The organism is Streptomyces sp. NPDC001787 (genome assembly GCF_040297465.1).
GTDB lineage: Bacteria > Actinomycetota > Actinomycetes > Streptomycetales > Streptomycetaceae > Streptomyces.
Genome location: NZ_JBEOZE010000048.1, coordinates 1 through 19294, shown reverse-complemented (window position 1 = coordinate 19294; position 19294 = coordinate 1). Strand labels below are relative to the sequence as shown.

At 72.9% G+C, this 19294-nt stretch carries 20 protein-coding genes; 14 read left to right on the top strand and 6 right to left on the bottom strand.

Features of this window, described 5'->3' with window-relative positions; translation table 11 throughout:
* Positions 1-54: 54 nt before the first annotated feature.
* Positions 55-1491, bottom strand: coding sequence for a lipase maturation factor family protein (locus tag ABT170_RS38240; protein ID WP_351875453.1), 1437 nt, complete (start codon positions 1489-1491; stop codon positions 55-57).
* A gap of 22 nt (positions 1492-1513) precedes the next feature.
* A complete protein-coding gene (locus ABT170_RS38235) occupies positions 1514-2023 on the bottom strand; it encodes a DUF1990 domain-containing protein (protein ID WP_329947208.1) in 510 nt (169 codons plus the stop codon).
* 222 nt (positions 2024-2245) lie between these two features.
* On the opposite strand from ABT170_RS38235, the gene ABT170_RS38230 reads away from it, so the two are divergent.
* The 11 genes from ABT170_RS38230 to ABT170_RS38180 all read left to right on the top strand — a co-directional run bounded on the left by ABT170_RS38230 (position 2246) and on the right by ABT170_RS38180 (position 14368).
* On the top strand, positions 2246-3439 hold the full coding sequence (locus ABT170_RS38230; protein WP_351875450.1) for a DUF6777 domain-containing protein: 1194 nt from the start codon (positions 2246-2248) through the stop codon (positions 3437-3439).
* A gap of 124 nt (positions 3440-3563) precedes the next feature.
* On the top strand, positions 3564-5630 hold the full coding sequence (locus ABT170_RS38225) for a SpoIIE family protein phosphatase (protein WP_329947206.1): 2067 nt from the start codon (positions 3564-3566) through the stop codon (positions 5628-5630).
* Between the two features lie 192 nt (positions 5631-5822).
* Positions 5823-7205, top strand: coding sequence for a wax ester/triacylglycerol synthase family O-acyltransferase (locus ABT170_RS38220; protein ID WP_351875447.1), 1383 nt, complete (start codon positions 5823-5825; stop codon positions 7203-7205).
* A gap of 131 nt (positions 7206-7336) precedes the next feature.
* The gene (locus tag ABT170_RS38215) at positions 7337-8332 is read left to right on the top strand and encodes an aldo/keto reductase (RefSeq protein WP_329947204.1); all 996 of its coding nucleotides are present in this window, start codon (positions 7337-7339) and stop codon (positions 8330-8332) included.
* 1 nt (position 8333) lies between these two features.
* Entirely contained in the window at positions 8334-8645 is a 312-nt protein-coding gene (locus ABT170_RS38210; RefSeq protein ID WP_329947203.1) for an L-rhamnose mutarotase, read from the top strand.
* 2 nt (positions 8646-8647) lie between these two features.
* Positions 8648-9532: an amidohydrolase family protein gene (locus tag ABT170_RS38205; RefSeq protein WP_351875443.1), complete on the top strand. Its 885-nt coding sequence runs from the start codon at positions 8648-8650 to the stop codon at positions 9530-9532.
* A gap of 63 nt (positions 9533-9595) precedes the next feature.
* Entirely contained in the window at positions 9596-10456 is an 861-nt protein-coding gene (locus ABT170_RS38200) for an Fpg/Nei family DNA glycosylase (RefSeq protein WP_351875440.1), read from the top strand.
* Positions 10457-10516: 60 nt separating this feature from the next.
* A complete protein-coding gene (locus ABT170_RS38195; protein WP_351875437.1) occupies positions 10517-11269 on the top strand; it encodes a LytR/AlgR family response regulator transcription factor in 753 nt (250 codons plus the stop codon).
* Between the two features lie 62 nt (positions 11270-11331).
* Positions 11332-11694, top strand: a complete 363-nt coding sequence (locus ABT170_RS38190; RefSeq protein ID WP_329947200.1) for a hypothetical protein — start codon at positions 11332-11334, stop codon at positions 11692-11694.
* Positions 11691-13181, top strand: coding sequence for a sodium/solute symporter (locus ABT170_RS38185; RefSeq protein ID WP_329947199.1), 1491 nt, complete (start codon positions 11691-11693; stop codon positions 13179-13181). Before ABT170_RS38190 ends, ABT170_RS38185 begins: the two co-directional genes overlap by 4 nt.
* Positions 13178-14368, top strand: coding sequence for a sensor histidine kinase (locus ABT170_RS38180; protein ID WP_329947198.1), 1191 nt, complete (start codon positions 13178-13180; stop codon positions 14366-14368). Before ABT170_RS38185 ends, ABT170_RS38180 begins: the two co-directional genes overlap by 4 nt.
* Positions 14369-14382: 14 nt before the next feature.
* Here ABT170_RS38180 and ABT170_RS38175 read toward each other — a convergent pair whose 3' ends face one another.
* Positions 14383-14910: a hypothetical protein gene (locus ABT170_RS38175; RefSeq protein ID WP_351875432.1), complete on the bottom strand. Its 528-nt coding sequence runs from the start codon at positions 14908-14910 to the stop codon at positions 14383-14385.
* A gap of 111 nt (positions 14911-15021) precedes the next feature.
* Here ABT170_RS38175 and ABT170_RS38170 point away from each other — a divergent pair, with 111 nt between their 5' ends.
* Entirely contained in the window at positions 15022-15234 is a 213-nt protein-coding gene (locus tag ABT170_RS38170; protein ID WP_329947196.1) for a zf-HC2 domain-containing protein, read from the top strand.
* On the opposite strand, the gene ABT170_RS38165 is transcribed toward ABT170_RS38170, so the two are convergent.
* Entirely contained in the window at positions 15153-15737 is a 585-nt protein-coding gene (locus ABT170_RS38165) for a sigma-70 family RNA polymerase sigma factor (protein ID WP_329947195.1), read from the bottom strand. The two genes, ABT170_RS38170 and ABT170_RS38165, sit on opposite strands and share 82 nt — an antisense overlap.
* A 324-nt stretch (positions 15738-16061) precedes the next feature.
* Positions 16062-16523: a universal stress protein gene (locus tag ABT170_RS38160; RefSeq protein WP_266926216.1), complete on the bottom strand. Its 462-nt coding sequence runs from the start codon at positions 16521-16523 to the stop codon at positions 16062-16064.
* 165 nt (positions 16524-16688) lie between these two features.
* On the opposite strand from ABT170_RS38160, the gene ABT170_RS38155 reads away from it, so the two are divergent.
* A complete protein-coding gene (locus ABT170_RS38155) occupies positions 16689-17531 on the top strand; it encodes a polysaccharide deacetylase family protein (RefSeq protein WP_329947194.1) in 843 nt (280 codons plus the stop codon).
* Between the two features lie 165 nt (positions 17532-17696).
* On the opposite strand, the gene ABT170_RS38150 is transcribed toward ABT170_RS38155, so the two are convergent.
* Positions 17697-18356, bottom strand: a complete 660-nt coding sequence (locus ABT170_RS38150) for a class F sortase (RefSeq protein WP_329947193.1) — start codon at positions 18354-18356, stop codon at positions 17697-17699.
* A 326-nt stretch (positions 18357-18682) separates the two neighbouring features.
* Here ABT170_RS38150 and ABT170_RS38145 point away from each other — a divergent pair, with 326 nt between their 5' ends.
* Positions 18683-19279, top strand: a complete 597-nt coding sequence (locus ABT170_RS38145) for a hypothetical protein (protein ID WP_351875425.1) — start codon at positions 18683-18685, stop codon at positions 19277-19279.
* Positions 19280-19294: the final 15 nt, after the last annotated feature.

Below are 19294 nucleotides of genomic sequence, written 5' to 3'. Positions count from 1 at the left end.
CGGCCGGGCGCCCGGAGGCGGGCGGCGGGGGGACGGGGGAGCACGCCCGGGTGTTCAGGGCCGCCCGGGCGTCCTGAGCGGCACCGGCCGGGCCATCGGCCGCATGAACTCCCGTACGTAGGTCCGGTGCCACCAGCGTCCGGTGGCCCGCAGTTCGCGCCAGTCGGTGTACCGGTAGTGGTACACCCTGGCGCGGACATGCGCGGGCGGTGTGCCGGGGAACGGATTGTGCCGCAGCAGCCGGAGCGTGTCGCGGTCGTTGCCGAGGAGCCGCTCGGCGAACGGCCCGAACCACGCGCGGGCGTAGGCGGGGGAGAGAGCCGCGAACCACATCATCCAGTCGAGCCGCAGATGATAGGGGGCGAACTGCCGTGCCATACGGCGCGGATCGCCCGGCTTGCCGCGGAAACCGTACTCCCGCCAGTGCGCCCCGTCGTGGGCGACCGGATCGGCCGTCCCCTCCACCACGACTTCGAGCCGAAGCCTGCTGATGCTGCCGAACGCCCCGTAGGTATTGACCAGATGCAGGGGATCGAAGGACCGGTTCATCACCTGACGGCGGGAGAGCAGATTGCGCGCCGGGCGGTAGCTGAGGACCAGGACCAGCGCGGTGACCGCGATGACGGCCACCTCGTACCAGAGCGGCGGCGCCGACAGCGCGGGCGGACGGCCGCCGATCAGGTGCCAGTCGACCGCGGAGAGGGCGAGAGCGATCGTCAGCCAGTTCAGCCAGGCGAAGTTCCCGGACAGGACCAGCCACAGCTGGGTGATGACCATCAGCCCCGCGGCCGCGCTCGCCACCGGCTGCGGGGTGAACAGGAGGAAGGGGACCAGGAGCTGGGTGACATGATTGGCGGCCGCCTCGACCCGGTGCACCGGTCTCGGCAGACGGTGGAAGAACCAGCTCAGCGGCCCCGGCATCGGCTGGGTCTCGTGGTGGAAGTCCAGACAGGTCAGCCGCCGCCAGCACGCGTCGCCCCGGATCTTGATGAGCCCGGCACCGAACTCCACCCGGAAGAGCAGCCAGCGCAGCAGCCACAGCACCAGCACCGGCGGCGCGGTGTCCCCGGTACCGAGGAAGACGGCGAGGAACCCCGTCTCCAGCAGCAGGGACTCCCAGCCGAAGCCGTACCAGACCTGGCCGACCTGGACGATCGACAGGTACAGCACCCACGGCAGCGCCCAGAGCAGCATCCCGCCCCACAGCGGAAGGAGTCCGTCGAGTCCGGCGATCAGGGCCACCGAGACGGCGCAGCCGCTCCAGGCGACGGTGGCGAAGAACCGGTCGGAGTAGTGGAGCCGGAAGAGACCGGGAGCCTCCCACCAGCGCGTGCGCCGCAGCAGCTCCGGCACGGGCAGCATGCCGCGCTCGCCGATCAGCGCACGGAACTGGAGCGCGGCGGTGAGGAAGGCGACCAGATAGACCACGGCCAGTGCCCGCTGGAAGATCAGCCTGCTGAGCCAGTAGCCGTCTGCGGTGAACCACTCCATCCCTCCCAGTATCGGCCAGGGTTCAGCTCACGGCCACGATTCGGCGCAGGGCCCGGCCCAGCCTCCGTGCGTACCAGAGCTGTACGGGCGGCACGAGCGGCCCGGCGAGCCGGGCGTACCAGCTCGCCGGACGGGAGAACGCCATGACCGTGAACCAGACGGTGCCGTCGTCCGCCAGATCCACCACGAAACACTCCTCGCCGCGTTCGGGATGCCGCTCCAGCGTCCCGTAGCCGAAGCCGGTGCGGTCCTTCTCGTACGCGGTCCAGACCACCTCGCACGGGGCGGTGAACCGGAGCGGGCCGAGCCCCAGCGACACCTGGACGCCGCCGCCCGCCTCCGCCCGTGCCGCCGAGGCGTTCACCCGGGCGCCCGAGGTGCGGTGCATCCGCCACTCCGTGACCGCGGCGCCCGCCGCCAGGAAGTCGGACCGGCCCCGGCCCACCCGGGTGCGGTGGTGGAGATGGTGGTAGCCGTTCGGGAGCGGGCCGAGCCGGGTGGCGCCGACCTCCGGGTAGGTGAACGTCGTCATGCGATCCCGCCTTCTGGGTGGACGGTGCCCCGGACGTGGTGCCGGGCAGCCCCTTTGAACATGTTCAACAGCTGGGTCGAGAGTAGGGCCTTCCTTGAACGCGTTCAAGACGCTGGGCGCGGTGCGCCGTGTGCGCCATGTGCCCCGTCGGCTTGCGGTCGGGTGCGACGTGCCCAAGAGATGGGAGTTGCCCATCCGCCCGATGTGAACAGGCAGGTCGACGTGGCCAGACAGACCGACACAGGCCGGCAGGCGCCGCCCGGTCCGGCCCCCCGGCGTCTGCGGCGCGCCACGCTCGCCGCGCTGTCCGCCGGAGTTCTGTTCGCCGCGGGCTGCGGCGACACCGGCGACGGGGCGGCGCGCGGCACCCCCGGCACCGCCGAGGCCGAGGTCCTTCTCCAGCCGGTGGCGGTGGCGGGACCGGCTCCGTTCACCGGCTCGACGGCGAGGCCCGCACCCGCGCCGTCCGTCACCGCGAAGTCGACCGCCAGGGCCCCGGGCGACGTCCGCAGGACGCGAGCCGTGTCCGGGGCGGCCCCGGGACTCTACGGCGGCACCCGCTCCGCCGCGGCCTGCGACGTCGAACAGCAGATCCGCTTCCTGACCGCCGACCGGGCCAAGGGGCGCGCCTTCGCCGGGGTCGCGGGCATCGAGCCGGTGCAGATCCCCGGGTACCTGAGATCGCTGACCCCCGTCGTTCTGCGGGCCGATGTCCAGGTGACCAGTCACGGCTACGAGGCGGGCGCGGCCACCAGCTTCCAGTCCGTGCTCCAGGCGGGCACCGCCGTCATGGCCGACAGCCGGGGCCTGCCGCGGGTCCGCTGCGCCTGCGGCAACCCGCTGGACCCGCCCGTCGTCGCGAAGGGCGGGGTCGCGCACCGCGGCGAGCGCTGGGCGGGCTACGACCCGTCCCGGGTCACGGTCGTCCGCCCCAGCGCGCAGGTGATCACCCATCTGGTCATCGTCGACGTCGCGGACAACACCTGGATCGAGCGGCCGATGGGTGACGGCGGAGGCCGGGACAAGGTCCCGGACGTCCCCCCGCCGTTCGAGCCGGGTGACGACATCCTGCCGCCGTCGCGCCCGGCGGACCCGTCCGGTTCCGCCGACCCCACGCCCTCCGGCGGGACGGGGCGTACGGACTGTCCGGCGGCCCGGCCGGGCGGTGATGCCGACGCCGCGGCGCCCACGGGATGCCCGACCCCGACGGGCGGTGACGGCGACCCGGACCGGGGCCCCGTGACGCCCGGTATGCCCACGGACGACCCCACCGGCCTGCCGCCCGACGGTCCCGGTGAACCCGACCCCGGCCACCCGGCCGACCCCGTCCACCCGGACGGGGACCCGGACGGACCGCCGCCGGTCCTTCCGGACGCACCTGCCGAGCCGGCCGCTCCCGAGCCCTTCGCGGGCTGAGCGGGACCGGGGGCGGGGTGGGAGGGCGGGGCCGGAGCGGGTGTGGGCGGGGCGCGGGCAAGGGCGGGGAGCAGGGGCGTGGGAACGCTCGAAGAATCGGACAAATGATGGCAGAGTGACCCACATGGATGATCGGGTAGCGGGTGCCCTGTCACTCCCCGACGACTGGCCCGCCCACCCGGACCTCAGCCTCGCCCTGAACCGTATGGGCTGCTTCGACTGGGATCTGGACAGCGGCCTGATGCACATGGACCGGCCCGCCCTCGACGTGTTCGACCTCGGCCCCGAGGAGTACGACAACCGGCCGGAGTCGCTCGGCGTGCGCGTACCGACGGACGAGGGCATCCGGCTGGACAGCATGGTCTCGCAGGCGCTGAAGAGCGGGTCCGCCAACTACGGCGCGTACTTCCGCATCCAGCGGCGTGACGGGACCCTGCGCTGGACCCACACCCAGGGCTTCGTCCGGCGGGACTCCACCGGCCGGCCCCGGCGCATCATCGGCATCGTGCGCGACGCCACCCAGGAGCTGGCCGACTCGACCGCCCGGCTGGAAGTGGACCAGGACCGCCGGCGCCGCACCAGTCTGGTGGAGGGCACCACGGCGGCCCTGGCGCACGCCCGTACCGTCAAGGACGTCATCGACGTGCTCAACAACTCCCAGGGGCTCGCGCACCTCGGTGCGACCAGCCTCGTCGTGGGGCTGCTGGAGGCCGGGCGCATCCACCTCGTGGCCGACGGGCCCGACGGGGCGTATGTGCCGGGCACCCGGTACACCCGGACGGACGAGCCGTACCCGATGAGTGAGGTGGTCCGCACACTCACGCCGCGCTTCATCGAGTCCGCCGAGGACTTCGCCGCCTCGTACCCCCTTCTGTGGCCCAGCATCGGCCACCTCGGCATCACCTCCGCCGCCTATCTGCCGCTGATCGCCCAGGCCCGCCCGATCGGCGCCCTCGGGCTGCTCTACGGCGACAAGGAGGGCTTCACCGCCGATGAGCGCAATCTGCTGGTGGCGCTCGGCAGCTCGATCGCGCAGAGCCTCCAGCGCGCGATGCTCTACGAGCAGGAGCACGACCTCGCCGAGGGGCTCCAGCAGGCGATGCTGCCGCGCCGCATCCCCGAGGTGCCCGGGGCGCAGGTCGCCGTCCGCTACCGCTCGGCCCGCCTGGGGCGCGACATCGGCGGCGACTGGTACGACCTCATTCCGCTGCCCGGCGGCCGGGTCGGCGCCGTCATCGGAGACGTACAGGGCCATGACACCCACGCGGCGGCCGTCATGGGGCAGCTCCGGATCGTGCTGCGCGCCTACGCGGCCGAGGGGCACAGCCCGGCCACCGTGATGGCGCGGGCCTCCGTCTTCCTCCATGAGCTCGACACCGACCGGTTCGCCACCTGCAGTTACGCCGAGGTCGATCTGACCACCGGGGTCGTGCAACTGGTCCGGGCCGGTCATGTCGACCCACTGGTACGGGACGTGGACGGCAGCTGCCGCAGACTGCCGGCCGAGGGCGGGCTGCCGCTCGGCCTCTCGGCCGAGTTCGGCCGGCTGGAGTACCCGGTCAGCACCGTCGAGCTGGACCCCGGCCAGACGCTGGTGCTCTACACCGACGGCCTGGTGGAACTGCCGGGTGCCGATCTGGACGAGGGCATGCAGCTGCTGACCGCCATGGTGACGAACGGCCCGCAGCACCTGCAGACGCTGGCCGACCAGCTCTGCGAAGCCGTCGACGAACGGGGCGGCGAGGACGATGTCGCGGTGCTGCTCCTGCGCCGCAGGGCCGCCGACGCACCGCAGCCCGGCGGCCGGCTCCAGCAGCACGTCGCGCAGAACGACCCGGAGGCGCTGAGCTCCTCCCGGCACATGATCCGGGCGGCGGTACGGGCGTGGGGCGCCAAGGACCGCGCGGACGAGATCGAACTGGCCGCCGACGAGCTGATCACCAACGCGCTGATGCACACCGACGGCGGGGCCATCGTCACGGTCCGGGTCCTCGCCGGGACCGAGCGGCGGCTGCGCGTCGATGTCGAGGACCGCTCCAGCGCTCTGCCGCGGCGCAGGGACGCGGGCGAGTCGGGAGTCTCCGGGCGCGGCCTGATGCTCGTGGACCGGCTGGCCGACGTCTGGGGCGTGGAGTCCCGGGGGAACGGCAAGTGCGTGTGGTGCGAGTTCCTCATCCCGGAGCGGCTGTGAGGCGGCGTCCCGTCCGCTCCTGGGGCGCCTCGCCCAGGAGGCCCGGCCCGCGTGCGCCCGAGGGTTCTCCGGCGGAGAATGACCTGTACCGCAAGGTAACAATACGTAACATGTCTGTCCTTGACCGTAACCGACCGCAAGAGATTGACTGCGGCCGTACGGCGGTTCTGCCTTCGATGACATGAGGACCCGTTGGGCACCGAGCTTCTGGCCCCGCTCGATCTGGCTTTCTGGCACTTCGAATCCGCGTCCCACCCGATGCATCTCGGCGCGCTCGCCGTCTTCTCGCCGTCCCCCGGCGTCGCCCCGCAGGACCTCCTGCGGCTGCTCGGCGACCGGGCCGCCGCGATTCCCCGGCTGAGGATGTGCGTACGGGATGTGCTGCTGCCGGTCGGCGGCTGCGCCTGGGCCGTGGACAAGGGCTTCGATGTCCACCGTCACGTCCGGCGGCTGGTCCTGGCCGAGGGCGACTTCATGGAGCAGACGACCCGGCTGGCCGGTGAGCTGATGGAGCGGCCATTGGGGCGGGGGCTGCCGCCCTGGCGGATGTATCTCATCGGGGGCGCCGACGGCGGGCCGTTCGCCGTACTGGTGAAGCTGCACCACGCGCTCGCCGACGGGATGCGTGCCGTCGCCATCGGCGCCGGGATCTTCGACGAGATCGCGGCCGTCACCGGCGGCCGGGGCGCGGCCCGCCGTGCCCCCGTGGCCCCGCGCTCCTGGCTGCCGGACCCCCGTGACGTGGTGGGCATGGCGCTGGGGAGGATCGGTGAGGTCGGCCGGGCGCTCGGGGTGGGTGCCTCCGTCGTCCGGGCGGGGCGCTTCGCTCCGCGGGGTGCGACCGCGCTCACCGCACCCTCCAGCGGCACCCGTCGGCTCGCCACCGCGGAACTCGACGCCGCAGCGGTCCAGCGGATCCGCCGGGCCGAGGGCGGCACGGCCAACGACGTCCTGCTCGCCGTGGTGGCCGGGGCGCTGCGGCGCTGGATGCTGGAGCGCGGCGAGCCGCTGCCCGCAGGCGACCCGCGTGCCCTGGTACCCGTCTCCCGGCGGCGGCCCGGCGGTGCGGCGGTGACCGGCAACCTGCTCTCCGGGTACCTCCTCGGTCTGCCGGTCGGCGAGCCCGACGGCCGTGAGCGGCTTCGCGCGGTCCGCACGGCCATGGACCGCAACAAGGCGGCGGGACCGCTGAAGGGCGCGGGTGCCGTCGCCGTACTCGCCGATCGGCTGCCGCCCCTGGCCCACCGGCTCGGGGCGCCGCTGGCCGCCGGTGCCGCGCGGATGCTGTTCGACGTTCTGGTGACCAGCGTGCCGCTGCCGCGCTCCGCGCTCTCGCTCGGCGGCTGCCCCCTGCGCGCGCTCTACCCGATGGCCCCGCTGGCCCGGGGACAGTCCCTCGCCGTGGCGCTGTCCACCTACGGAGGGCGGGTACAGGTCGGACTGGTGGCCGACGGCAAGGCGCTCCGGGACCTCGACCGGCTGGCAGCCGCGGTCCAGGAGGAGTTCGGGGAGCTGTACGCGCTGACCGTCACCTCGCGGACCGTGGTGCTCGACGGAGGGGAAAGCGCGCGATAGGTCGGACAGATCGCTGAAGATCTGTCCGCGTTCCTGGCGATGGCTCATGCCGGGAGTGTTGACGCGCCCAAGTGATCCGATGAATATTCGCTCTGTACATCAAAGCGATCATCGGGGAGGGCGGCGGATCCATGCGGCGCAACAGGCTCGGACGCAGTGCGGTCGAGATCACCGAACTGTCCTTCGGGGCAGCGGCCATCGGCAATCTCTTCACCGCTGTCACCCCGGAACAGGCCGCCGCCGCCGTCGACGCGGCCTGGGACGAGGGCATCCGCTACTTCGACACCGCGCCGCACTACGGCCTCGGCCTCTCCGAACGGCGGCTCGGCGAAGCCCTGCGCACCCGGCCCCGCGACGCGTACACAATCTCGACCAAGGTGGGGCGGATCCTCGAACCGCTGCCCGCGGGCGACAGGCCCGCCGGCGACGGGCTCTCCGAAGGGTTCGCCGTATCCGCCACCCACCGGCGCCGCTGGGACTTCAGCGCCGACGGCGTCCGCCGGAGCATCGAGGACAGCCTCGAACGGCTCGGCCTCGACCGCGTCGACATCGTCTATCTGCACGACCCCGACGACCACGGTGAAGCGGCGTTCCGCGAGGCGTACCCGGAGCTGGAGCGGCTGCGCGCCGAGGGCGTCGTCGGGGCGATCGGCGCCGGGATGAACCAGACCGCCATGCTCACCCGGTTCCTGCGCGACACCGACGTCGACAGCGTCCTGTGCGCGGGCCGCTACACCCTTCTCGACCAGAGCGCCCTGACCGCCCTGCTGCCCGAGGCCGCCGCCCGCGGCAGGAGCGTAGTCGTCGGCGGCGTCTTCAACTCCGGACTCCTCGCCGATCCGCGACCCGGCGCCCGGTACGACTACGCCGCCGCCCCCCTGGCCCTGCTCGACCGGGCCCTGCGGATGAGGGCCGTCGCCGAGGGACACGGTGTACCGCTGCGCGCCGCCGCCCTGCACTTCCCCCTCGCCCATCCCGCCGTCGCCGGTGTGCTCGTCGGTACGCGTTCCCCGGACGAGGTCCACGACGCCGCCGCCCTGCTGCGCGACGGCATCCCGGACGGGCTCTGGGACGATCTGCGCGCCGAAGGACTGCTGATGACGGACGGACACGAGGACGGGAACTGACATGAGGGTCGCCCTGCACACCAAGGTCCGCGCCGACCGCATCGAGGAGTACGAGGCCGCGCACCGCCGAGTCCCGGCGGAACTCACCCGCGCCATCAGGGCGGCGGGCGCCACCTCCTGGACCATCTGGCGAAGCGGTACCGATCTCTTCCACCTCATCGAGTGCGCGGACTACGCCGGGCTCCTGGCGGAACTGGAGCAGCTCCCCGTCAACGTCGCCTGGCAGGCCCGGATGGACCAGCTGCTCGACGTCTCCCACGACTACTCGGCGGACGGCGCCGGCGCCGGACTGCCCGTCGCCTGGGAGCTGTGAGCATGACCGCTCCCGTACCCCCCGGGACTCCCGCACGTCCCCTGCCGACGGTCGACTCCCACCACCACGTCTGGGACCTCGCCGTGCGCGACCAGGACTGGATCACCGGCGAGGAACTGGCCCCCATCCGGCGCACCTTCACCCTCGCCGACCTGGAGCCCGAGGCCCGCGCCGCGGGGGTGTACGCCACCGTCCTGGTACAGACCGTCACCGTCGCCGAGGAGACCCCCGAATTCCTCGCCCTCGCCGACAACAGCGACCTGGTCGCGGGCGTCGTCGGCTGGAGCGACCTCACCGACCCCGGGATCGCCGGCACCCTCGCCGCGCTGCGCGCCCTGCCCGGCGGCGACCGCCTCGTCGGCCTGCGCCACCAGGTCCAGGGCGAACCCGACCCCGAGTGGCTGCTGCGGCCCGACGTGCTGCGCGGGCTCGCCGCCGTCGCCGACGCCGGACTCGTCTACGACCTCATCCTCCAGCCGCACCAGCTGCCCGCCGCCACGAGGGCCGCCGAACTGCTCCCCGCACTCACCTTCGTACTCGACCACGGGGGCAAACCGCCCGTCGCCGCCCGGCGCAGCCACCCGTGGTCCGAGGACCTCCGGGCCCTGGCCGCCCTCCCCAACACCGTCTGCAAGCTCTCCGGTCTGGTCACCGAGGCCGACCCGCGCACCTGGACGGTCCAGGACCTGCGCCCGTACACCGCCACGCTCCTGGACGCCTTCGGCCCGGACCGGCTGATGTTCGGCTCGGACTGGCCGGTGTGCCGCCTCGCGGCGGGCTACGCGGAGGTCGTCGACGCCGCGCACACACTCACCTCCCACCTCACCGAGGACGAGCGGCGGGCCGTGTTCGCGGGGACCGCCACCCGCGTCTACGGCCTCGGCTGACCCGCCGGGGCCCGGCCACCGCCGGAGAGGCACCCGGCACCGGTCTGCGGCAGGCTGGGTGACATGCCCGAACTGCCGGAAGTCGAAGCCCTGCGGGTCTTCCTCGACGACCACCTCGTCGGCAAGGAGATCGCCCGCGTCCTGCCGCTCGCGATCAGCGTCCTCAAGACGTACGACCCACCGCTGACCGCCCTGACCGGCGGCACCGTCACCGCCGTGGACCGGCACGGCAAGTTCCTGGACATCGAGGTGGGACCGCTGCACCTGGTCACCCATCTCGCGCGGGCCGGCTGGCTCCGGTGGAAGGACAGCTTCCCGGCCGCACCGCCCCGGCCCGGGAAGGGCCCCCTCGCGCTGCGCACCGTCCTGAGCGGCGGCGACGGCTTCGACCTCACCGAGATGGGCACCACCAAACGCCTCTCCGTCCACCTGGTGCACGACCCCGCCGAGATCCCCGGTGTCGCCCGCCTGGGGCCCGACCCGCTCGCCGACTCCTTCGACCGTGACACGTTCGCGGCCCTGCTCGGCGGGGAACGCCGCCGGATCAAGGGCGCCCTGCGCGACCAGTCCCTCATCGCCGGCATCGGCAACGCCTACAGCGACGAGATCCTGCACGTCGCGAAGATGTCCCCGTTCACACTCACCACCGGCCTCGGCGAGGACGGCATCACCCGGCTGTACACCGCGCTGCGCACCACCCTCGGCGATGCCGTCGCCCGCTCCAGCGGACTCACCGCCAAAAAGCTCAAGGCCGAGAAGAAGAGCGGCATGCGGGTCCACGGCCGCACCGGCCTGCCCTGCCCGGTCTGCGGCGACACCATCCTCGAAGTCTCCTTCAGCGACTCCTCCCTCCAGTACTGCCCCACCTGCCAGACCGGCGGCAGAACGCTCGCCGACCGCCGGATGTCCAGGCTCCTCAAATAGCGGAAGAAGCCCGTCAGCACGCGTGCCGACACCGCCCCGCAGCACCTACACTCCGGCCTCATGCTGCGCGTACTCGCCGTCGACGACGAACAACCCGCCCTGGAGGAACTCCTCTACCTCCTGCGCGCCGACCCCCGCATCCGCAGCGCCGAGGGCGCGGGCGGTGCCACCGAGGCGCTGCGCCGCATCGGCGGCGCCGTGGACGCGGGCCCCGAGGACCCGAACGCCATCGACGTCGTCTTCCTCGACATCCACATGGCGGGCCTCACCGGACTCGACGTCGCCCAGCTGCTGGCCGGATTCGCCGCGCCCCCGCTCATCGTCTTCGTCACCGCCCACGAGGGCTTCGCCGTCCACGCCTTCGACCTGAAGGCCGTCGACTACGTCCTCAAGCCCGTCCGCCGCGAACGTCTCGCCGAAGCCGTGCGGCGCGTCGCCGAACAGGTCCAGGACCGCTCCGCACCCGTCCACGACATCGCCGCGGACCAGATCCCGGTCGAACTCGGCGGCGTCATACGCTTCGTCCCCGTCGACGACATCGCGTACGCCGAGGCGCAGGGCGACTACGCCCGGCTGCACACCGCCACCGGCAGCCACCTCGTGCGCATCCCGCTGACCACCCTGGAGGAACGCTGGCGCTCCCGGGGCTTCGTCCGTATCCACCGCCGGCATCTCGTGGCGCTCGGCCGCATCGACGAACTCCGGCTGGACGCGGGCAGCGTGAGTGTGCGCATCGGTGACGCCGAACTGGCCGTCAGCCGCCGCCACACCCGCTCCCTGCGCGATCTCCTGATGCGCCAGACCAGCCGCTGACCTGGACCTGCGCGGCCGGAGACCTTCCCAGCGGGACCGGGCCGCGCCTACACTCCCAGCTCATGTCCGCAGAGCCCACCCCCCGGCGCGAAGTGGTCACGGGGGAGCCCCGGCGGGTCCGTCCGCTGCCCCGCTACCGCACCCAGTCGGAGATCGACGAGCAGACCGCCCTCGGCGGTGCCTATGTGCGCTCGCTGATGCGCGGCCAGCTCCGGGCCGCGATCACCGCCTTCGCGGTGCTCGCCCTCGTCGCGGGGACCCTGCCGCTCGTCTTCGCCGCGCTCAAGAGTTCCGCGCTCGTCTGGGCGGTGCTCGGCTTCGCCGCCTACCCGCCGCTCACCCTGACCGCCTGGTGGTACGTCCGCCGGGCCGAACGCAACGAGCGCGACTTCGCCAGGCTCGTGGAAGGCCGCCCCGCACCGTGAGCGAACCCGACCACATGGCGTCGTGGGCGGCGGTCGCTCTCGTCGTCCTCGCCACCGTCCTCGTCGGCGGGTTCGGACTGCGCATCTCCCGTACCACCTCCGACTTCTATGTCGCCTCACGCACCGTGCGGCCCCGTCTCAACGCCGCCGCGATCAGCGGTGAGTACCTCTCCGCCGCCTCCTTCCTCGGCGTCGCGGGCCTGGTCCTCGTACACGGCCCCGACATGCTCTGGTACCCGGTCGGATACACCGCCGGGTATCTCGTGCTCCTGGTGTTCGTCGCCGCGCCGCTGCGCCGCTCGGGGGCGTACACCCTGCCCGACTTCGCCGAAGGACGGCTCGAATCGCGGCAGGTGCGCCGGCTGGTCAGTGTGTTCGTGGTCGGCGCGGGCTGGCTGTACCTCGTGCCGCAGCTCCAGGGCGCCGGGCTCACCCTGAAGATCCTGACCGGTGCGCCCGGCTGGCTCGGTGATGTCCTCGTCGCCTCCGTCGTGGTGATCGCGGTCGCGGCGGGCGGCATGCGCTCCATCACCTTCGTCCAGGTGTTCCAGTACTGGCTGAAACTCACCGCGCTCCTCGTCCCCGCGGTCTTCCTCGTACTGGCCTGGCGCGGTGACGGACAGCCGCGGGTCTCCTTCGGCGACCAGCTCCCGGTCTTCCGCGCCGACCACCCGCTGTACGCGACCTACGGGCTGATCGTGGCGACCTTCCTCGGCACCATGGGGCTGCCCCATGTCGTCGTCCGCTTCTACACCAGCCCCAACGGCCGCGACGCCCGCCGCACCACCGTCGCCGTGCTCGCGCTGGTCGGCGTGTTCTATCTGCTGCCGCCCGTCTACGGTGCGCTGGGCAGGCTGTACGCCCCCGAACTCCGGCACGGCGGGGACGCGGACGCCGCGGTGCTGCTGCTGCCCGCCCGGGTCATCGGCGGGCTCGGCGGCGATCTGCTCGGCGCCCTGATCGCGGGCGGCGCGTTCGCCGCGTTCCTGTCCACCGCCTCGGGGCTCACCATGGCCGTCGCCGGCGTGATCACCCAGGACGTCCTGCCCTCGCGCGGGGTACGGCACTTCAGGCTGGCCACCGTGCTCGCCATCGCGGTCCCGCTGGGCGGTTCGCTGCTGGTCAGCCGGGTGCCGGTGGCCGACGCGGTGGGCATGGCCTTCGCGGTGTCCGCGTCCTCCTTCTGCCCGCTGCTCGTCCTCGGCATCTGGTGGCGCCGGCTCACCCCGCCCGGAGCGGTGGCCGGTCTGCTGCTCGGGGGCGGCTCGGCGCTGCTGGCGGTCGCCATCACGGTCAGCGGTGCGGTACGGCCGCCCGGCTGGCCGCACGCCCTGCTCGCCTGGCCCGCCGTGTGGTCCGTGCCGGTCGGCTTCCTCGCGATGATCCTGGTCTCGCTCGCCACCCCGGGCCGGATACCCCCGGGCACCAACGCCGCCATGACCCGCTTCCATCTGCCGGAAGCGCTCACCTCCGGGAGGGAGCGATGACCGGGGCGGGGATCGCCGTACTCACCGTGCTGGCGGGGCTGCTGACCGGTGCGGGTTTCCTGCTCGGCCGCCGCACGGCCCGCCCCGTACGCCCCAGCGACGTCGGCACGCCCGTCGAGCACGCCACGTTCGAGACCCTGCACACCGCCTCCCTCGCGGCGCCGCCGCTGCGGGCCGGTCTCACCGAGGAGAGCGCCCGCCGGTCCGCCCGCCGGCTGCGCTCGCTGCTGGGCACCGACGCGCTCTGCCTCACCGACCGCGACCGGGTCCTGGTCTGGGACGGCGCGGGACACCACCACGGCAAGGACGTGATGGACCACGTCCGGGGCCTGCTGGACAGCGGCCGTGACACCGCCTTCCGCAGCGGCTGCGGCGACATCGACTGCCCGCTGCGATGGGCCGTCGCCGTCCCGCTCACCGTCGACCACCGGGTCCTGGGCGCGCTGGTCGCCTACGCGCCGCGCGAGTCGGCGGTACTGGCCAGGGCCGCGGGGGAGGTGGCGCGCTGGGTCTGCGTCCAGCTGGAACTCGCCGAGCTGGACCGCTCCCGCACCCAGCTCATCGAGGCGGAGATCAAGGCCCTGCGCGCCCAGATCTCCCCGCACTTCATCTTCAACTCACTCGCCGCGATCGCCTCGTTCGTCCGCACCGACCCGGAGCAGGCACGCGAGCTGCTCCTGGAGTTCGCCGACTTCACCCGCTACTCGTTCCGCCGCCACGGCGAGTTCACCACCCTCGCCGACGAACTGCACTCCATCGACCAGTATCTGGCGCTGGTCCGGGCCCGTTTCGGTGAACGCCTCGCGGTCACCCTCCAGGTCGCCCCCGAGGTGCTGCCGGTCGCGCTGCCGTTCCTGTGCCTCCAGCCGCTGGTCGAGAACGCCGTCAAGCACGGGCTGGAAGGCGCCGTCACGACCAGCCGCATCACCATCAGCGCCCTGGACGCCGGTTCCGAGGCCGAGGTCGTCATCGAGGACGACGGCACCGGCATGGAGCCCGGCCGGCTGCGGCAGATCCTGCGCGGCGAGGGCGGCGCGTCCAGCGGCATCGGACTCCTCAACGTCGACGAGCGGCTGCGGCAGGTGTACGGCGACGACTACGGGCTCGTCATCGAGACCGGGGTCGGCGCGGGGATGAGGATCACGCTGCGGCTTCCCAAGTACCGTGCCGGGGTGCATGGTTCATGACGTCGCGAGGGCGTTCAGCAGAGGTGGACGGCCAGATGCCCGAGCGGCAGCCCGAGCTGCCACGCCGGCGTCCAGACCTGGGCCTCCGCCTCGCCGGTCCTGTCCGCCCACTCCGCCCGGCCGGCTCCGTGGCCCGGCGGCTCCCGGGGCGGCGGCGTGATCGCGTCGAGGTCCGCGGCGAGCACCTCGGTCTCCTCCAGCCACCGCCAGGCCGCCCGTGCGAGCGCCAGATCGGGGTCGCCGGGGGCGGACCGAGCCGCCGCGCCCTCCAGCCGCTCGCAGACCCATCGGCGCCAGGGCGCCCCGCACGCGGTGAGCAGCCGCAGTTCGTCCACCCGCGCCTCGGACAGGGCACCGGCCGCCGCCCCGTCCGAGAGGAAGATCGTCAGTGCGAGCGCGTCGCGCCCCGCGCGGAACTCCAGCGTCGCCGGCTCCATCAGGTCGCCGGTCCTCAGCAGCTCGTCGGCCATGTACTCCGTGGACAGCCAGGCCATCGGGACCGGCAGCCCGCCACCGGTCCCCTCGTCACGTTCCGGACGCATTCCGCCCCGCCTCTCTCCCCGCTCGGCACCGGGCTCCACCGAGCATTGAACCGGGGGCGGGTGCCCCGCGTGGGCAGAAGAGCAGGATCGTTGAGGAGATACGAGGTTGTGATGACCGCCGACCCCGGCGATGACCCGCATGTGCGCCAGTCGCTCGGCGCGTACGTCCTGGACGCCCTGGACGAGGACGAGGCGCGCCGGGTCTCCGGCCACCTCCAGCGCTGCGACGGATGTGCCGCGGTCTATGTGGAGCTGGCGGAGGCCTCGGCCCTGCTCGCGCTGCTCGGTGAGGAGGACCTGTTCCCGGGGCCGCCCGCCCCGTAACCGGGCAGGCCGCGCGACAGCAGCCGCAGCGCGTAGTACGAGCGGGACTTGACGGTGCCCGGCGGGATGCCGAGCACCTTTGCCGTCTCGCCCACGCTGAGGCCCCGGAAGTAGATCTGCACCAGCACCGCACGGTGCTCGGCGCTGAGGGTGCGCACGGCCTCCCGTACGTCGAGGGCGCGGACCGCCGAGTCGGCCGTGTCCTGCGGCGCCGGGGCGCTCTCCAGGACGGCGTCGCTCACCTCGACGGGGCGGGCACCGCGCGACCTGCGGGCGTCGATGGCGAGCCGCCGTCCGACGGTGAAGAGCCACGGGCGCATCGAGTCGAAGGGCGCGTCGAACGCCTCCGGATGCTGCCAGGCGCGCACCAGGGTCTCCTGGAGCAGATCCTCGGCACGCTGCCGGTCGCCGAACGTGAGGCCGAGCAGAAAGTGGAACAGCGCGGGGCCGTGCTCGCGCTGCAACTCCGCGATGGCCCGCTCATCGGTCGTCGTCGTGGTCATCGTGAACGTCCTCTCCCGCGAAGGCCCTGCCGCCTCGCTGCCGCCTGCCGTATACGAACGCATCGGGGCGCTGAGCAACAGGCGGTACGCCGAGGCGTGCGACGAGCGGTCGCACAGTGCGGCGAATGGTGCGGTGAACGGTCGCGGGGAGGTCGGGAGCGAACAGTACGGCCGGTTCAGCCGCTTACGCGGCTTCGCTCACTGAATGAGTCGTATGTGGGCCCCGGGCCCACGAGAGGGCCGACGGCACCGGGGTCGTCCACGGGAGCGGGCCGGGAGGCCTGGTCATGGGGAAGCGGGCGGCGCGGACGCGTACGCCGGCCCCTACGGCACCACGGTGACCGGCCAGCGTCCGGCCTTCACCAGCCGTACCGCCACCGACCCGATGAAACGGTGCCCCGCGGACTCCGACGCACCCACCACCACGGCGTCCGCCCGCAACTCGTCCGCCGCCGTGACGAGCCCGTTGTAGGGATCACCGCGGAAGGTGTGGAACTCCCAGCGCACATCCCATATGTCCTTGAGCCGCTCCGTGGCCGCCCGGATCTCGCTGACCAGCCCCTCGGCGACCTCGACGGTGGTGTCCCCGACCGGCGCGCCGAGCGCGGCGCCCGCGGGCATCACGGGCTGGACGTACACGAGCGCGAGCATGGCGTTCTGCCGGCGGGCGAGCCCGGCCGCGTAGGCCGCGGCGCGCATGGAGGAGTCGGACCCGTCGAGACCGGCGACGATCACCTTGGGACCGTCTGTGCCACGTTCGAACTGATGGGGGTTCTGGTCTGTCACGGGACAGAGGCTATCGGCTGATGCGGAGGAAGCTGCTCCGGGTGCCCCCGGCACAGTGGGCGGTCCCGCGGGACGCCGCCGGCCTGCTGCGTCGATCGGGTGCAAAACCACCGGCACCCGGTGTCGTACGCCCGCGCGTACGCTCGGGCGTGCGAGCAGTTGGCCATGAGACGTGATCAGACCTCACCCGGGCGCCGCACCGCTCTGAGACTCGCCCTGGGCTTCGGAGCCGCCACCGCCGTGCACGTGATCGCGGCCGATCGGGCCGCCACACCGGTCCGTCCGGCGGGCACACGGGCCACCGCCGCCGCCGGTCCGCCGGCGAAACCGCGGGGGAGACCCTCCGCCTACCGGCTGCAGCCGATGACCGGGAACGCGCCGCCCCGGTTCAGACCGGCGCCGCCGCCGGTACGCACCCGGCCGATCGAGGAGCTGCCCGCCCTCGGGCACTCCATGGTGCTCAGCTTCGACGACGGCCCCGACCCCCGGTACACGCCGGACATCCTGGCCACGCTGCGCGAACACCGGGTCCGCGCGATGTTCTTCGTCTGCGGCGAGATGGCCGACGACAACCGGGACCTGCTGCGGGAAATGGCGGCGGACGGCCACGTCGTGGGCAACCACACCTGGACCCACCCGCTGGTCCCGAAACTCTCCAGGCCGGGCATCCGCGACGAACTGGGCCGCACCAGCGAAGTGATCGAAAGGACGCTCGGCGCCCCGCCGCTCTGGTACCGGGCGCCCTACGGGGCGTGGAACCGCAACTCGTTCGAGATCGGCGCCGAGCTGGGCATGGAGCCGATGGCCTGGACCGTGGACACGCTGGACTGGACGACGCCGGGTACCGGAACCATCGTGCGCCGGGTCCTGGACGGAGCCGCGCCCGGGGTGGTGGTCCTCTCGCACGACGCGGGCGGCAACCGGTCGCAGAGCGTCGCCGCGCTCCGGCGCTATCTGCCCGCACTGCTCGACGACGGCTACCGGATCACCGTGCCGCACCGCGACTGACGGCCCGCCGCGCGGGAGGGCCGGGGGAGTGGGTGTGAGCGGGGGCGGGGGCGTGGCGGGGTCACACGGCCCCGTACTCCCGCGTACTCCGGCGGGCGTGGCCCGTACTCCCGTCTACCCCCGGCTGAGTGGCCCGTACTCCCGGCGGGTGTGCTCCCGCGCCCCTCAGCGGGTTTCGACCAGCCGGGCGAAGACGACCACGTTCCCGTCGTACCCGCCCGCCCTGGAGTAGCCGCCGCCGCACGTGATCACCCGGAGCTCCGCGTGGCCCGTGTCGCCGTACACCCGGGCGCCGGGGAAGTCGTTCTTGGAGAACACCTCCACGCCGTACACCTCGAACACTCCGATCCGGCCGTCGTAGCGGGTCACCTCGACCTGCTTGCCCTTGGCGAGCGAGCCGAGGCCGTAGAACACGGCGGGCCCGGACTTGTTGTCGACATGGCCGACCACGACGGCGGTTCCGCGCTGACCGGGAGCGATCCCGTTCTGGTACCAGCCCGCCAGGTTGGGGTCCTCCGGGGGCGGTGCGGCGATCCAGCCGTTCGCGTCCAGATTCACGTCGATGACCGGTGCGTCGACATCGATGGACGGGATCTGGACCCGGGCGGCGGGGGCGTACGGCAGGGTCTGCACCGGCTCGCCCTCCACGGGCGGACCCGCGGTGTCCTGCCCCTTGTCCAGGGAGGCGGCCGCCGCGGGCTGGGGCGGGCCCGCCGTGACGTCCGCGCCGTTCCGCATGAGGGCGAGGCCGGTGAGCATCACCAGGGCGACAGCGCCCCAGGGCACGCGTCTGGTCCGCTCGGCCCCCGAGTAGTCCCGGCCCATGGTTCTCCCTTCGTCGCGACGAGGGGAACGTTAGGTGCCGTGCGGCGGGGCGGCGATCAGAGAGGGGCGAACGGGTGGCGGCACCGGCCGGCCCACCCGGGCCGTCTGCTCTTCGGAGTAATGAGCGGATAAAAGTTCTGACGGTCTGTGACCTGCGACTCCGTCAGATCCGGGGGTTCGCGTACGGCGTGTCGGCTCACCGGGGTGGAGCAGTGCCGAAGTGCGACGGTCCGGGGAACTGGTGAGGGTTCGTCATGGGACGCGTTTCTCTTCGATCCATCCCGGAGGACAGGACTCCGGGGCGTGCCCCGCTGGAGGTTCACACCATGCGTGCTTCACGCGCTCTCGCGGTCTCCGCGACCGCCTTCGCGGCCGTCGGGCTGGCGGCCCCGCTGGCCGCCGCCGGCGGTGCTCCCGGCGACGCTCCGCGCAATATCACCGTCAATCCCTCGTCGGTCCACCAGGGCGCCACGATGCAGGTGACCGCACAGGGCTGCCGCAACGGCGGCAAGGTGTGGTCGAACGCCTTCCCGACGACCGAGCTCTCGGCGGGCCGTACGGGGTATGCCACGGCGCACATCCGGCACAACGCCACGCCCGGGCACTACAACCTGTCCGTGCGGTGCAACAACAACAACGAGAACAACAACGACTTCAACGGGAACGGGGGCAACGGAGGCAACGGGGGCGACGGCGGTAACGGCGGCAACGGAGGAAACGGCGCCATCGCGACGCACCAGTTCACCGTCCTGCCCGGCCGGGGCGCACAGGGCGGTCTGGGCGGTTCCATGGGGCCGAGCTCCGTGGAGATGCAGATCGGCGGCGGTCTGGTGGCCGCGGCGGCGGACCCGAGGCCGAACGGCTCTCGGCCACCCTCAAGCGGGTCCTGGACACCGGCGAATCCGTCACCGACCTCCAGCTGATCGGTACCGCACCGG

Coding starts and splice junctions, on each gene's coding strand:
- ABT170_RS38170 (WP_329947196.1), top strand. CDS start 15,022: ATGACCGCCGACCCCGGCGATGACCCGCATGTGCGCCAGTCGCTCGGC.
- ABT170_RS38195 (WP_351875437.1), top strand. CDS start 10,517: ATGCTGCGCGTACTCGCCGTCGACGACGAACAACCCGCCCTGGAGGAA.
- ABT170_RS38145 (WP_351875425.1), top strand. CDS start 18,683: ATGCGTGCTTCACGCGCTCTCGCGGTCTCCGCGACCGCCTTCGCGGCC.
- ABT170_RS38165 (WP_329947195.1), bottom strand. CDS start 15,737: ATGACCACGACGACGACCGATGAGCGGGCCATCGCGGAGTTGCAGCGC.
- ABT170_RS38215 (WP_329947204.1), top strand. CDS start 7,337: ATGCGGCGCAACAGGCTCGGACGCAGTGCGGTCGAGATCACCGAACTG.
- ABT170_RS38175 (WP_351875432.1), bottom strand. CDS start 14,910: ATGCGTCCGGAACGTGACGAGGGGACCGGTGGCGGGCTGCCGGTCCCG.
- ABT170_RS38150 (WP_329947193.1), bottom strand. CDS start 18,356: ATGGGCCGGGACTACTCGGGGGCCGAGCGGACCAGACGCGTGCCCTGG.
- ABT170_RS38200 (WP_351875440.1), top strand. CDS start 9,596: ATGCCCGAACTGCCGGAAGTCGAAGCCCTGCGGGTCTTCCTCGACGAC.
- ABT170_RS38155 (WP_329947194.1), top strand. CDS start 16,689: ATGAGACGTGATCAGACCTCACCCGGGCGCCGCACCGCTCTGAGACTC.
- ABT170_RS38210 (WP_329947203.1), top strand. CDS start 8,334: ATGAGGGTCGCCCTGCACACCAAGGTCCGCGCCGACCGCATCGAGGAG.
- ABT170_RS38180 (WP_329947198.1), top strand. CDS start 13,178: ATGACCGGGGCGGGGATCGCCGTACTCACCGTGCTGGCGGGGCTGCTG.
- ABT170_RS38225 (WP_329947206.1), top strand. CDS start 3,564: ATGGATGATCGGGTAGCGGGTGCCCTGTCACTCCCCGACGACTGGCCC.
- ABT170_RS38205 (WP_351875443.1), top strand. CDS start 8,648: ATGACCGCTCCCGTACCCCCCGGGACTCCCGCACGTCCCCTGCCGACG.
- ABT170_RS38240 (WP_351875453.1), bottom strand. CDS start 1,491: ATGGAGTGGTTCACCGCAGACGGCTACTGGCTCAGCAGGCTGATCTTC.
- ABT170_RS38235 (WP_329947208.1), bottom strand. CDS start 2,023: ATGACGACGTTCACCTACCCGGAGGTCGGCGCCACCCGGCTCGGCCCG.
- ABT170_RS38190 (WP_329947200.1), top strand. CDS start 11,332: ATGTCCGCAGAGCCCACCCCCCGGCGCGAAGTGGTCACGGGGGAGCCC.